Below are 14,432 nucleotides of genomic sequence, written 5' to 3'. Positions count from 1 at the left end.
CTTCCCGGATGGTAGCGGATTGGGGGGAGCGGTGAGCGATCCATGCGGGCGGAGTTCCCTCGTGCGGCTAAGCGCTGCACTGGCCAGAGGATCGTGTCACATGATGAGAAGATACAAATAGTTCGGTAAAGGCCGGCGCTGGGGGGTGACGGAGACGAGGTATCGGTCATCGCAGCTTTCCTAGTTGCGGCGCATCGTTTTAGCTTGGTTTGTGGAGGCGAGAAAGGCCGGCAAGCACCAAATCGGACACGCGTTTGAGCACGCGTGTGTTGAAAAGTTCCTCATTCTCGCTCTCAGTCAGTCCATTTCCGATGAGTCCGGCCACACCCGCGTGGCGAAACGCCGACCACGCGGCGATGGGGTCCAAGACCCGGTCCCCCTGCGTCAGCTCAGCACGTTCCTCGATCCCGTTCGGCGGCCGTATGTACAGCGCTCCAACTCCCGAGTCGCCACCGAACGTACTCGGCATCTCTCTCCCCTGCACAGCATCAATGATTTGCTGCGTTGCACCGCCCCAAATGCCAGCTAAGTACAAGGGCATATTCTGATTTAATGCAATCAACGCTTCTTCTACAATCCCCGGGTACCGGCCACTTGAGCCGTGGACCCGCCCTCCGATGCACAACCGGGCAGCGGATCGCTCCGCTAATTGGAGGCGCATGTGCGTTAGGCCGCGTGCACGTAGATAGGCAAATAGATTCCCCTCTGCGTTGCGCATCTGCTCGAACATCCTTAGTTCCTCTGGCAGACCAGCCTCTTCCACACATAAACTGGGAGCGAGCCGAGCCCGCTCTTCCACTGTTAAGAAAGGCCGGTCCGGCCACGCCACCATATTGATCAACAGAGGCTCGCCATCCCCTTGGAGTTGCACCCGGCTGGCGAACCCAGTGATCGCCGCCATCACACCGTCCGACCGCCAATCGTGGCCAAACACCACGCCAGCCCCCATTCCAATCAGCGAGTTTACCAGGTACAGCGTGGTGCGGTTCACCTGCCAACTAGGAAAACCGAGATGCTCGGACTCTTCGCTTCCGGAGATTGACAGCCCTACGCGAATCCCGGCCAAAGGGCGCTTGAATTCGCTCATGGGCGACTCATCGTGACCAGTGTGTCCGGGGTTACCAAGTACACACCATCTCCATGCACGGTCACCAGCGCTTGGGCCGCCTCGTACATGCCGGCCCGCAACGGGGGATCAGGATAAAGTATGTAGCGCGGCGTTGCTGGATCGACTGCGGCCAGAGTACGGCAAGCACGCAGCAGGGCGGACATGCCCGGGGGATACGAGAACACCCGCAACTCGACAGGTGCAGGTAGGCGGGCGTCTGTCCTCATCTCCTCCACCATCCGAACGAAGTACAGAAACCGCAATCCTTCGCGAAGCGCGACAAAGATTACCCGCATCAGGTTCCCGTCGGGGATACGCACAGTTGGCACGCGATCGAAAGGCAGCGAGTTCGCTGGCAGGTGAAGCGATGTTCGCGCATCAACCAGCACCGCTGGTGTGGCGTACTCATCCGACCACAGCACCTCTTGCTGACACCAGTGACGGCTGTCGTAGATGTCAGTGCGGAGCATCACGATCAACGACGAGCCAACACCCTCTTCCAACTCGCGCTGCCAGTTGGCTCCCTCACGGATATCCCGCGCGTCGTAGAAGCTGCTAAGCCAGGGCATGCTTGCGATCTGGTGCATGAGCGCGTGCGCCAAGGGCAACCCATCCACCTTGGCATGGCTGATAAACAGCCGCAGGAAACCGGTCGGGTGCCCGGGCACAGTAGGAAGCCCGCCGGCCAGCAGGACACGACAGTCGTGCAGAGTTCTCAAGGCCAGCATGGTAGGGCGAAGGGCGCGCTCTCCTAGCTCCTGGACTGGCCGTACCTGCAGTTTGGACAACGCGGAATGTCGGGCTACAAACCGGTTGCCTATGCGTTCCTCCATGGGTAGGGCTTGCATACCATGGCGCCCATCAGAAGCGGCTACGTGGTCCCAGCATGCACCAAGCCACATCCAGAGTGCACTGTCTCCTGTATCAACGAAGCTGTCATCTACGAGAACCACAATAAGCGTGTGACAAACGCGGTCCAGCGTGCCCGCGGGGGAATCTGGCGGGGCTGCAGAGAACACCTCAAGTTGGATACCGAGATCCTCGCCACTGGTAAAGTACCCTCCCGCCGCCTTACCACCCTGAAGTGCACCGACAATCGCCTCCTCATACGGCGCGACATCGGTATCGTCCGGATGGCGGAAGAGCAAGATCTGCAGTGGCGCGGAGGGAGACATCGGAAGTACGCAGGTGTGAGTGCGGCAGTAAACCATCTCTGGATGAAGAGGGGAGAGATGGTGTGAGATGCTGCTCCTGATGCCCAGCCACCAGACACAAGGCCAGATGCTGTTCGATGTGGCACAAAATGGCGCTGGGCACCAAAATCCGCCAGTGTTTTTGGCGAGATCCTCCTGCGGTCTATCCAGAAGTTGAGCAAGCTCGAAGCCTCTCTGTGTTACCAACGGGCCATCGCTCGCGAGGGCAGGCCCTAGACGCCACCCACGCGCTTCCCGGATCGGCCTTTGGCGGCCGGTGCCCCGCGTCGACACCGGTGAGGTATGGCTGCGGGACACACCCGCCCGCGACCGCGACCCGCCCACCCGCGGACGAGAGCTTTGAACACTACCCTCCTCCTCCCGCTCACCTTCTCGCAGCCACACCCTCATGAGAACAATCTCGTTCGCCGCCGCCCCGATTGCCTGCGCCGCCGCATGCAGGCCGGCGACTCCGACTTCACCGACCGCCGCGCCGAAGCCCGGGCGGGACTCGGCCGCTGCACCCAATAAGGGCCCGGCGCATCGCCCGACGAGGGCCACGCCGTCTTCGACGTCGACCGTACGCCGACGGCGAGCGACGGGCGAGTGGGGCGCTACGCGGTGATGCTTACGTGCATGACGCCGGGGGGAACGGCGATCACGCTGATGATCTCGAACCTGACCGACTCGCTCGTACAACCGGGTCGCTCCGCATCCACGGTCCCGGCGTGGTCCCCGGGGCCGACCAGCCGGCGCGGCTCGCGCGGGCGGAGGCCCAAGTCCCGGCGGCCGACGGCGTCACTTCTCGCTGCATGGCGGGCGAGCTCGTGACCGAGCGGAGTCCGGCGGGCGGGCTGGTGGACAGCTACCTGGTCGCCTTGGAGCGCGCGCCGGAGGAGCCGGCACGCGGACCTGAACGGCTGGTGCTCGGGGGCAGGTTCGCGGCGCCGCCGAATCGGCTGCCCCTTCGCGCCGCGCTGCCGCGGCAGGCACCGTGAGGACGCGGCTGGGGGCGCTCTGGCCTTTAGGGGCCGCCATTGCGCTCGCCCTTCCGGTGCCGCTGCTCGACCTCCACTTCATCCACACGGAGAGCGCGCCGATCGGGCTGTGGCGCGCACACCCGGGCGCCCCCGTTATCGGCGACGTGGTCCGGTTCTGCATGCGGGAAGCGGAAGCAAGGATGACAGCGGGGCGGCCGTACGCGGGCGGCCGGCGCCGCGGCCCCTGTCCTTATGGTACGTGGATGCTCGCCAAGCCCGTTGTGGCAGGTCCCGGAGATACCGTGATCCACACACCGGAGGGCGTCTGGATAAACGGTCGTACGCTCCCGAAAAGCGCGACGAGGCCGCGAGACTCGGCCGGTCTTCCCGTGCCAGCAAGCAAGTACGGGCTGATCATACTCGGTCCTGGCGAACTCTGGGTTCACTCACCGTATGCAGACGGATCGTTCGACAGCCGCTACGTAGGAGTGGTACAAACGCACCATGTCTCCGGGACGATGCAGCCGCTATTCACTTGGCTCATGCCGGCGCAACGAACGGCGCTCCGCGCGCGCGGTGTTAGTCCAAGCCGATGTAGCCTGGTTGCGTGCGTGCGACGGTAACGACTACAACATCTTTGCTTGGTCCAGATCGGCCCTGCTCGACCGTAGTACCACACGATCTGGAAACTTCCAACGACGATTCGTCCGCCTGCACTCCGATCTCTGAACGGACAACGCTCGATCGGCCCCGCGCCGAAATCTGTTCGATGCTCGGCACCTGTCAGACGTGCCTGGTCGACCAAGGCGAAGGCGCTACGGAAGATCTCGCGCACGTGAGCCGGGTCAGGCACCACCGAGTTGCAGAGCAGTTCTCGCGGTACAGCCTACAGCCGACGACAGCGCCAAAGCACGGCTGAACCTCAGCGGGCTTGAGGTCCTGTCTCGCACTCGTCGGCCGGGCTGTCACGTAAGGAGGAGACCCTACGGAGCGTATTCAAAGGCGGCGGTGACGTGACCCTGAGTAGGGCGCCGGATCCGAAGCGGTGAGCAGGAAGAGCGGCGTAGAGAGTGACGGGGACATACGACGCGTCCGCGCCCCGCCGACTTCGGCGCCGGCCTGGCACTCCCCGGCTACGCCGGGAGAAAGGGTGAACAAACCGCGAAGCCGTTTGTATGCATGGGGGTGCACTAGGAGGCATGCCCGAGATCGGCCCGGTTCACCTCGATCCATGCACGACGACCTTACCGCGCCCGCTTCGCCCCTCACCGCCGCGAGGGCCACCTCGCCCGTAGGCGCGGTCGCCCGACTTCTGGGGCTGCCGGAACCGGGCCTCGGCTTCTCCGTGCCCCCCCGGCACCGCGGCGGGATTGAGGCCAGATCCGGTCTGGACTTCCAAGACCAGGACGCGCTCGGGCAGGTAGGGCGGTTGCTTCGCCAAGACGGGCGGCGGGCGCTCAGCGTCCGGCTAGAGGGCGCAGGCGACACGGACGTGCTGGCGCCGCGCGGGAGCGGCGGCCTGGTCGAGGAGTACCGGCAGGTGAAGGGTCGCAGGGAAGGGTTGGCCAGATGGACGCTCGCGGAACTGGGAACGGAGCGCGTCTGGTCCGAGTTCATCCGGACGGCCGTGGGATTCGCGGAACATGCCGAGGCAGACCGCTCCCTGCTGCTCGTCTTCGTCACCGATGGAGAGCTGGACCGGGACCTCCAGGCGCTCCGCGACGCGCCGGCCGTGTTCCGGAGCGGTTCCGCCGACTCGCCCCCCCGCCGCGAGGTGATCCGGGGCGGGCTGCTCATGCACTGCGCCTTGGGCCTGCTCTCCCCCACGGAAGGTGCCCGCATCCTCTCCTCCGGCGGGCGGGACGGAATCCGGCGGGTTTGCGAGGAGACCGCTCGGGTCCTTGATCGCGCGTGGCCTCGGCAGGAACCTACGCGACGTTTAACTGCCGATTGGCCCGCGGAGGCGGTGGACACTTTCTCGCGCCTTGCGCCGCAACTGGATGGTGAGGGTGGGGCGCTGCTCTCCGGCGCGCTGGAAAAGGCGGCTCGACACTTGGACTTCCTGCTGGAAAGCCTCCGCTTCGAGTCGCGAGTCGGACGCTCCGGCGCGGGCGCACCCGGGGACGAGGAGGTGCCGCCGGAGCAGGCCGAGGTGGTGCTGCTCCTGATTGAGGTTGGTCGCCTCGACGCTGCCTCCGCCCGGGAAACCGTCCGGAAGCTACGGACGGCCGTCGCGGACCGCTCCCTTTTGGGCGCCACGCTGGACGAGGGCGCGCTGCGGCGGATCGTGGACCTCCCGCCTCCCCTCCAGCTCGATCCGTTCCCGACTCCGGTCGTGGCGCCCGTCCCGCGAGTGGAGTCCGGGCTCGCCATCCTGCACGCCCTTCACACGGGCCGCGGCGCGTGGATCTATGGTGCGCCGCGGGTTGGGAAGACGGAAGCCGTGCGCGCGGCGCTGGAGCTGGGCCAGTTGAGGGAGCGAACGGTTTGGCTGCGCCTTTCCGGCGACGGCTCGGACCTCGATCGCATCTGGCTCCACCTTGCGTTCTGGATCGGAGAGCGGACCGGAAACCGGGAGCTGTACCGCGCGCTCCGCAAAGGCGGCGTGCAGGCGATCGAGGTTCGCGGGCAGATCGCCCGGGCAGGCGGCGAGCAGCAGGCCATACTGGTGGCGGACGGTCTGAACGTCGTCCTGGAGACCGGGCACGGCGCCCTGCTGGCCACGTTGGAACAGGCTCGGCTCGGCGGCGTCCGGGTCGTGGCGGTGGCGGAGGACCGGCCCGCTGGGACGGGCACCGGGTTTACCGCGTCGGCGGAGCCGGTCGCGATCGAGGGATTCACCCTGGCCGAAGCGCTGGAGTTCTGGCGAGCCCTCGGGACGTTCCCGGCGGACGATGCCGCGACGCTCGCAGCGATGCAGATCGTCCATCGGACGGCGGGGCACCCCGAGATCCTCCGCATGATCGCCAGAGAGCTCCCCAAGAGCCCGAGCGCGGCCGAGCTGGACGCGGTGCGCGACGCGCTCCCCGCAGGGGAAGGGGCCAGCCTGCTGCGCGAGCTCGCCCGGAAGCTCTTCCGCGCGAACCCCGGCGACGATTTCCAGCGTGGGCTGATCCCCCGGGTGGCGGTCGTCACCCACGAGGTCACCGAAGCGCAGGCGAAAGCCATCGCAGCCCTGCACCCACCGCTGCGTTGGTCGGCGTTCGGCTGGCTCGACCTGAGCACCACGCTGCTGGAAGAGGTCCGACGTGGCCGCTACCGTCTGCCGTCGATCTACCAGGCGGTGGCCCGGCTGGAGGTGGCGGGCGACGACGCGCTCACCCGTGCGGTGCACCGGGCCTGCGCCGACACGGTGCTCGAGCGCTTCTCCCGCGAGCGCACCATCGAGTGGCCGGATCTCTATGAGGCCACACTCGACTACGTCTTCGCGCTGGACTGGAAGCAGGCCGCCCTCAACGCGCTCTGGCTGGCGAGCTCGGCGCCGCCGATCCCCGCCGCGCAGGAGCGTCTCCAGCTCGCGCTCCTTGTCTTCCGCGGGCCGGCGGCGACTACCTGCGGTCTGGAGCCCGACCTCCACGTGGCCGTGCTGGGCGCGTCGGTCATGGCCGAGCGCGCGATGGGCGACCTGGACGGCGTGCGCGACGCGCTCGCGGCCATGCGCCGGGTGGCTGAGGGGGCGTCCGGCGACGCCGGCTACCGCGCGCGCGCCGCGGCCGCGCTGTTCACGGGCGTCCACGCCTTCCTCGCCGGGGACCACGCCGCCGCCTTCGCCGCAGTCGACCCCGCCTGGCGGGAGGCGGCGGAGCAGGGCGACGCCCTGCAGCTCCGGCTTTTGGGGGACATCCGCATTTCCGCCGCATTCTTCGGGGCCGCGGGAGCGGGCGCCGTCCTCGAGCAGATCGAGGCCATCGAGCGCGCGGGCGAGGCCGTCACCTCTCTCGCGGACTTGGCCCTCAACGAGTCCACCCCGGGACTCATCCCGGTCCTCTACTCGCGGGTGAGCCGCGCGGTACACGACGGGACGCGCCCGGAACTCATCGAGGCATACACGGGATACTTGGCAGCCTTCCGCGCGCGCTGCATCCCAGAAGGCGTCGCGGCGGTCGCCCCCAGCCTCTGCGCCCTTCTCTACGACGCGGGCCGCAAGGACGACGCGCTCGCGCTGGCGGGCCAGGTCACGCGCGAACTGGCGGGGACGCCGAAAGAGGGCGAGGGCATCCTGCTCTTGGCCGACTTCCACCGTCTTCAGGAGGAGTGGGGTGCGGCCGTGGAGGCGTACGGGCGTACGATCCCGCTCCTGCGCGCGGCCGACTCTCCGTGGCTGCGCGCGGCCCATACTGGCGCCGCGCTGGCCCTTCACCACCAAGGCGACCAGCGTCTCGCCGGCTGCCACGCCTTCGCTGCATACCGCCTCCTCGCGGCGGAGGAGGACGCGAGCCCGCGCGGGCTGTACGAGGCGCTGGGGCGGGCCGCGGTCCTGTCCTACCGGGCCGCCCGGTACCGCTTGGCGGCAGCGTGCCTGCCGCGGCTCCTGAGGCACGCGGCCGACGCCGGAGACGCGAAGCGGAAGCGGCTGGTCTTGATGCTGGCGCGGCAGATCGCCGAGTCGATCGGCGCGCCCGAGCCCCACTTCGGTGCCGCGCCCAAGGCCTTCCCCACCCCGGACGCCGACCTTCCCCCTCCGCCCGCAGCAACCGCACTCGGGGTCTACTTCTTCGAGCAGGAGCTGGATGCCGTCGGCCTGCTCGGCGAGCCCGAGGACGTGTCGAACCTCGCCCACCATTTCGTCTTCCACACGCTGGCCGCCGTCGGACTGACCCGGCAGGCCGTGCGGGCGGGAAAGAAGGCCGTCGACGAGTGGCTGCGCTCCGGAGACTGGGCCGGTGCGATGATGTCGTTTGACCACCTGCGCCACGTGGAAGACCTCGCCGGCGACGTGGAGGGTGCCCTCGCGCGCGTCTGGGAGGTGCTTCCGCCCGCGACGGCGCTGGCCGAAGACGAGGGGAAGGAGCAGAGCTACGCCGAGCAGGTAGTGCTGGATTACTGGACTCCCGCTCCGCTCAGCCGCTTGGCCGGCCGCGCGCGCGAGGAGGCCGAGCGGCTGCTGGACGCCTTCGTCACCCGATTCAACGCGCTCACGCCCCAGTCGCGGAAGGAGTGGGCCGCCGAAGCCGAGATCGCGCGTGCGCGTATCGCGCTGGCGACAGGCGATCGCCGGTCGGCGGATCACGCGCTCATCGCCGCGTCGGAGTCGGCGGACGGTACCCGGATCGCGGAGCGGGTGCGTGTCCACGCGGTGAAGCTGCGTGCGTTCGGCAACGGCGCCGGCTATGCGTTGGACGTGCTGGAGGCGCTCCAGTTGCAGGCCGAATACGCCGAACTCCTTGCGGCCGCCGGCGAGATGGCGGAGAAGGATCGTGGGGAGCTGGGACACAGGCTCCAGTCCTTCTGGACCGTGACGGTCAACTCCTCGGACCCGCCATTCGATTCCTTGGCGGAACTATTCTCCCGCGACGGAGAGCCCGCCCCGGGGTTCCGGGGCGCAGCCGCCAACCTGCTCGCTGCACTCGACCTGATTGGCGCGCCCAGGAACGTCGGCGCCGATCTCGCCGGACGACTCTTGGATCGTGGCGGGGCCGAACTGGACGACGCCCAAATGGAAGCGGTTCTCCGGGCGTACGTGGCGGCGGGGCTCGAGCGCGCTGTGGCCGCCGGGTTGATGGGGAACGCGCGTCTCGCGCGGGAGGAGTTCAAATCTATGTCGGAGAAGCTCCGAACCCGCCGGTCCGCCTTCGAGCCGGCGATGAGGCGGCTTTTTCCTCCCGATGTAATCGACCGGCTTCTACGGTTTGGCGACAGCGCTGGTCCTCCCTTGGCCTGATGGCTTCCTGTCGGCCATGACCGGTGCAAAGCAAGAGCGCAAACTCCTGACGATCGGCCACGCCCTGCAAAGTCCCCTGCCCGTAGTTTCTGCCCGAGGAAGGTACCTCAGTCCCAGACACTCTCGTAACCTGCCAGCCGGCGCTACGCCGCAGGCGGAGGGCCGGCTACTCCGAGGCGGGCGCGCCTCGACGAGGGGGAGAGAAGACGAGAGAGGCCTGCGCGGCTGCCGGTTCAGGGTCACCAGACCATCCCACCTCGGGATGGCACCTTGGGCAGCCTACGACCACAGGCCACCTTTCGGCACCAGTCCGCAGCGCCCCCAGAAAGGCGCCATGGGGTATCAGCGTTAAGATCAACGCTGTGCTGGAAGCCCACTTGCGGCAGCGCGCAGCGAGGGGAAACTCACGAGCAGCGCACGAATTGGGGGCCGCCCACGAACGACTCCGAAATCCTCAGCCGAGCCGCGACTACATCCCGAACGTATCCGACAGCCAAGCGGAGCGGCTGTCCGGCGTTTCCCGGTACCCCATCAGGCGGATCCGTAACGGAGAGTCGATGCGGCTGCATGCAGACACGCGGAGGCGCCTGGACGCTCCTGTTGACGGAAGGTCGCCGGGTGAGGAGATGCCTGACGAAATTCTACCCGACCCGCTGTATCCCCCCGGAAGAAGCGGCCTTCCTGCTGGGGTCCCGTTCCGATCGTGGAGCCTAGCTTGGGAGTTCCAATCCCGGGTGCATCGCTCCAGAAAGGTTCGATCTTCACTACGCCGAACCTACCAAGCGCCGCTGAACCATCGATTCATGTACTGGTGCTTCACCGCTGCGGTTATTAGGCGGAGGAGCGGCTGGTGGATAACCAGCGATTTGCCGAACTTCGCGCGGAAACGCGCTTGAATGGGTTCAGGGGGTCGCCCGGTTTATTCGGAGCACGAGACAATCCCAAAAGTAAATTCCGGAAGATGTAAGGCCGTAGCGCTGGTAGCTTCAAGACCAGTTGGACAGCACAGCTGCGACCGTACAAGACCGATCAAACGTTCAGGGGGCTGGCGCGTACACGCGTCGGCCCCCTGAACGTTTCGATTGAACATTTCGATCGAGGGGAATCGCGCGTCGAGGCGGGCGCGCCTCGACTTGGACGAGAGAAGGCGGAGGGGCCAATCCGTGGCGCTAACATGGATTTTGATCCGGCGAGCTCGCTGGAAACGGAACTCCATCCTCCCCTCGTCGACCCGAACATCTCACTCGTCCCCGCTGTGACATCACGGGGTATAACGACGAAAGCCGCTCTACCACATCAGCCCTGAGGAATGCGTATGCGCATTCCTCAGGGTAGTCGTGTCTTCAGGGTCGCGATCAGCCACCAACATCAGCACTCGGACAGAGGAATGCCGCGAAAGCGTAAGACAGCACTGCCCTCCGGAGCCAAGCCCCACCCCCGAATCACATGGCGGGATCAGGGCGGCCAGCTCCGGGCATATGCCTACCTCAAGGATCTCGGAGGTGGCCGAGAGGCGTTGAAGGCGCCAGGGGACACGCACGCGAGTACTGATCCCGTGATCGCGGAAGCGCTGTTGAACCAGCGGATCAGTGAACTGATGGAGCAGCGCCGCGCCAAGGTGCTGCTTCGGCTCGACCCCGACGCGGACCTTGCGGCTTTCAGCATCCACCATCTGGAGGAGAAGGAAGAGGCGTATCGGGAACGGGCGGAAGAAGAAGACGCAGAAGTAAGTACGTGGGCCGAGCAGTGGCTCGCAACCAGTGAGACGTACCTCACCCGAGCCGTGGCATTCTTTACGGTCCACCAGTTTGCGATCAATGGCGCGGAGTTGCCTGACCCCAAGCCCCGGAACTTGGCGTCGATTGGCGTAACCGACGTTCAAGCCTACCTGAAGTGGCTGAAGATCCAGCCAAATGGACGGGGCGGATATCTGGGTCGCTCATCGAGACGGCTGCATCTGACCGTCTTGAGCAACATGATCGACCGCGCGATCAGCGAGGGCAAACTCCCCCTCGGAAGCAATCCCGTCACGGCGCTGATCGACAAACCAACATCCCCTCGAAGCAGAACCATCTGGCTGGAGGTCGACGAGCTTGCCCTTCTTCTGGAAAGCGCGCGGACCCTGCGGGAGTTTGGCCCGACGTACGGCGGCCGTCCCCTCGAATGCGCCTACGAGCTCCTCGCAACCTTCATCCTCACGGGGGCACGCGAGGACGAGATCCGCCGGCTGAGGACCCGCCACGTCCGCTTTCGGGATCAGACGATCCACATCCCAGGCACGAAGACCCAGACGTCCGACCGCATCATCCCGATGCACCCCCAATTGCGGGAGATCCTTCAGGCGTACGTGGAACGCTTGGGGCGGGGTCGGGACGACCTGCTGTTCACGAACGCGGCAGGCGACCCATTCGGGGACTGGAGAAAAACCCTCGACACGATCGCCGTGCGAGCGGGGTTCAAGCAGGGGAAGATCCGGACACGGGTTTTCCGCACGTCGTACATCACGCATCGCCTCGCATGCATCGATCAGGGCGCATTCATCGAGCCGTACAAGGTCGCCCGCGAGGTTGGACACAAATCCATGAACACGACCCTCTGGATCTATGGGCGTGTCCAGCTCAGGCGTGTACGAATGGAGGAACTCGCCTTTCGGGTTACCGCGATCGGACCCGATCTGGAGGATCGGCTGCACGTTCTCTACAGCCCTCCCACGCCTGGTGAACGCGCCGGAGCCAAAGACTCTGCAGAGCTTGTCGCCCGGTTCCTGTCAGCGACACAGGAGATGTCGACCGGGGAGATGGTCGCTGTTACTGGCCTCTCGAAGGCGACGATAAAGCGCCTACGTGCCGGCGGATTCGCGGTACTCCAGGCAAAGACTAGCAACCGCTTGCGAGCGTTCCTGGAGCCCGAAACGGTTCCGCAACCGCCTCACCTCATGGCTCCCCGGCGCACCGGTCCCCGGCGAGCAGCATCGCGCCGAGGCTGACGCGGCAACCGGACACTCCGAAATGTGGACACCCGTCAGCCCAAGAAAAGTTTGGAATTCCTGCTGGATTCCGGGGCCCGGATAAACACTGTTTGTGACACTGGCGGGAAACGTGTGTACAAAAACGAACATAGGATACGCAACGTAAACCGTTGCGTATCCTATGCTTATATCCAGTAGCAGGGGGGGGACTCGAACCCCCGACCTTACGATTATGAGTCGTACGCTCTAACCAGCTGAGCTACCCTGCCGAACCACAAACATCGGGCCGGTCGTGCCGGCCGCTTCCGCATAGCGGGGGCGGGATTCGAACCCGCGACCTTCGGGTTATGAGCCCGACGAGCTACCAGGCTGCTCCACCCCGCGACAGAACCGGAATGTAGCCCTGAAAGCCGTTCCGGTCAACCCCCGCCCCGCTTTTCTATCGCGCGGGAGCCGGGGCGGGCGCTCCGGAATCCACCGGGACAAAGCGGTACAGCAGCTCGCCCTCGCGAATCATCCCGAAGCGCTCGCGGGCAATGCGCTCCACCGCGTCGTCGCTCTTTTCCAGCGTGGCGGCCAGCGTGCGAAGGCTGTCCACCTGGCGGCGCGTGTCCGCCAGGCGGGCATCCGCGTCGCGGCGCTCGGCCGCCAGGCGGCGCAGGCCAAAGACGGAGTACTCGCCGCCCCACAGCGCGTAATACGCCGCCACGGCGAGCACCGCGCCCGTACCCATGCGCCGTACGGCGCGCGGGCTCAGCGCCACAGCTTGCGGCCCGGGTAGCGCGCCGCGTCGCCCAGGTGCTCCTCGATGCGCAGCAGCTGGTTGTACTTGGCGATGCGGTCGGTACGGCTGGCGCTTCCCGTCTTGATCTGCCCCACGCCGGTAGCGACGGCCAGGTCGGCGATGAAGGTGTCTTCCGTCTCGCCGGACCGGTGCGACATGACCGCGTTGTACCCCGCGCGGCGCGCCATGTCGATGGCGTCCATCGTTTCCGTCAGCGTGCCGATCTGGTTTACCTTGAGCAGGATGGCGTTGGCGATCCCGCCCTCGATGCCGCGACCCAGACGCTCGGTGTTGGTCACGAACAGGTCGTCGCCCACCAGCTGCACGCCGGAGCCGATTGCCTCGGTCAGCGCCTTCCATCCATCCCAGTCGTTCTCATCCATGCCGTCCTCGATGGAACGGATGGGGTAGCGCTGGCTCCACTCGCGGTAGAACTCCACCATTTCCGCGGGCGTCCTGCTTTCCCCGGACGACTTGTGAAAGACGTAGTTGCCGCCGCGGAACATCTCCGACGAGGCCACGTCCAGCGCCAGGACAAGGTCTTCGCCCGGACGGTAGCCGGCCTTTTCAATCGCCTGCAGAATGACGGCGACGGCTTCTTCGTTGTCCTTGAGGTCCGGCGCAAAGCCGCCCTCATCGCCCACGGCCGTGTTCTTTCCCGCCTTGGTCAGCACGCCCTTGAGCGCGTGGAACACCTCCACGCCCATCCGCAGCCCCTCGCTGAACGTTTCCGCGCCAATGGGCATCACCATGAACTCCTGAAAGTCCACGTTGTTGCCGGCGTGCGCGCCGCCGTTCAGAATGTTCATCATGGGAACCGGCAGCAGGTTCGCCATGGCCCCGCCCAGGTAGCGGTACAGCGGCAGGCCGGCGTCCTCGGCGGCGGCGCGGGCGGCGGCCAGGGAAACGGCGAGCAGCGCGTTGGCGCCCAGCCGGCTCTTGTTGGGCGTGCCGTCCAGCTCGATCATGGCGCGGTCCAGCCCGGCCTGATCGTACGCATCGGCGCCGATCAGCAGGTCGGCCAGTTCGCCTTCCACGTGGTCCACGGCGCGCAGCACGCCCTTGCCCAGGTAGCGGTCCTTGTCGCCGTCGCGCAGCTCCACGGCCTCGTGCTCGCCGGTGCTGGCGCCGCTGGGCACCGCCGCGCGGCCGACCGCGCCGCTGGAAAGGAGGACGTCCGCCTCCACGGTGGGGTTGCCGCGCGAGTCCAGGATTTCGCGCGCGCGGATCTCCGTGATGATCGCCATGTACCGGGAGTCTGGGGTCGGTGCGGATAGGGAAAAGCGGTGGTTCCGTGCGGCGGAACGTACTTTTTGCGCGCCGTACTGTCAACGTCCTTGCTTTCCCCGGCCCCGCGCGATGGCGGGGCGGGACAACGGCAACACCGTTTCACGCGGAGGACGCGGAGGTTGGCGGAGGTGCGCGGGGGAACAGCGGAGGGTGGATGACGAAAGCCCCGCTCCCGAACCCGGGAGCGGGGCTGGACAGCAGGCCGCGAACGCTCCGGTCCAGGCCCCG

The 14,432-nt window shown here is 66.5% G+C and carries 8 protein-coding genes and 2 tRNA genes; 4 read left to right on the top strand and 6 right to left on the bottom strand.

The annotated features are described in order from the left end of the window. Window positions 1-199: 199 nt before the first annotated feature. Together HNQ61_RS09255 and HNQ61_RS09250 are read right to left on the bottom strand one after the other, a co-directional pair. Complete coding sequence (locus tag HNQ61_RS09255; RefSeq protein ID WP_170035663.1) at window positions 200-1,087, bottom strand: hypothetical protein; 888 nt, start codon at window positions 1,085-1,087, stop codon at window positions 200-202. After that, window positions 1,084-2,283 carry a toll/interleukin-1 receptor domain-containing protein gene (locus tag HNQ61_RS09250; RefSeq protein WP_170035662.1) on the bottom strand — a complete coding sequence of 400 codons (1,200 nt, stop codon included), beginning with the start codon at window positions 2,281-2,283 and terminating at the stop codon, window positions 1,084-1,086. Before HNQ61_RS09250 ends, HNQ61_RS09255 begins: the two co-directional genes overlap by 4 nt. A gap of 845 nt (window positions 2,284-3,128) precedes the next feature. Here HNQ61_RS09250 and HNQ61_RS09245 point away from each other — a divergent pair. From HNQ61_RS09245 to HNQ61_RS09230, 4 genes are all read left to right on the top strand, one after another. After that, entirely contained in the window at window positions 3,129-3,299 is a 171-nt protein-coding gene (locus HNQ61_RS09245; RefSeq protein WP_170035661.1) for a hypothetical protein, read from the top strand. Beyond that, a complete protein-coding gene (locus HNQ61_RS29830; protein ID WP_170035660.1) occupies window positions 3,296-3,904 on the top strand; it encodes a S26 family signal peptidase in 609 nt (202 codons plus the stop codon). The genes HNQ61_RS09245 and HNQ61_RS29830 overlap by 4 nt, the downstream gene beginning before the upstream one ends. A 608-nt stretch (window positions 3,905-4,512) precedes the next feature. Then, complete coding sequence (locus HNQ61_RS09235) at window positions 4,513-9,162, top strand: hypothetical protein (RefSeq protein WP_170035659.1); 4,650 nt, start codon at window positions 4,513-4,515, stop codon at window positions 9,160-9,162. A 1,555-nt stretch (window positions 9,163-10,717) separates the two neighbouring features. Further along, the gene (locus HNQ61_RS09230; protein WP_170035658.1) at window positions 10,718-12,148 is read left to right on the top strand and encodes a tyrosine-type recombinase/integrase; all 1,431 of its coding nucleotides are present in this window, start codon (window positions 10,718-10,720) and stop codon (window positions 12,146-12,148) included. 177 nt (window positions 12,149-12,325) lie between these two features. On the opposite strand, the gene HNQ61_RS09225 is transcribed toward HNQ61_RS09230, so the two are convergent. From HNQ61_RS09225 to eno, 4 genes are all read right to left on the bottom strand, one after another. Beyond that, window positions 12,326-12,399, bottom strand: a tRNA-Met gene (locus HNQ61_RS09225). 41 nt (window positions 12,400-12,440) lie between these two features. Further along, a tRNA-Met gene (locus HNQ61_RS09220) sits at window positions 12,441-12,514 on the bottom strand. A 55-nt stretch (window positions 12,515-12,569) separates the two neighbouring features. Then, a complete protein-coding gene (locus HNQ61_RS09215) occupies window positions 12,570-12,863 on the bottom strand; it encodes a septum formation initiator family protein (RefSeq protein WP_184430716.1) in 294 nt (97 codons plus the stop codon). Between the two features lie 20 nt (window positions 12,864-12,883). Continuing rightward, window positions 12,884-14,161: a phosphopyruvate hydratase gene (eno, locus tag HNQ61_RS09210; protein ID WP_170035656.1), complete on the bottom strand. Its 1,278-nt coding sequence runs from the start codon at window positions 14,159-14,161 to the stop codon at window positions 12,884-12,886. Between the last annotated feature and the right edge of the window lie 271 nt (window positions 14,162-14,432).

Source organism: Longimicrobium terrae, from assembly GCF_014202995.1.
Lineage (GTDB): Bacteria > Gemmatimonadota > Gemmatimonadetes > Longimicrobiales > Longimicrobiaceae > Longimicrobium > Longimicrobium terrae.
The sequence above is the reverse complement of the archived record's forward strand: the minus strand, read 5'-3'. Positions and strand labels throughout refer to the sequence as shown.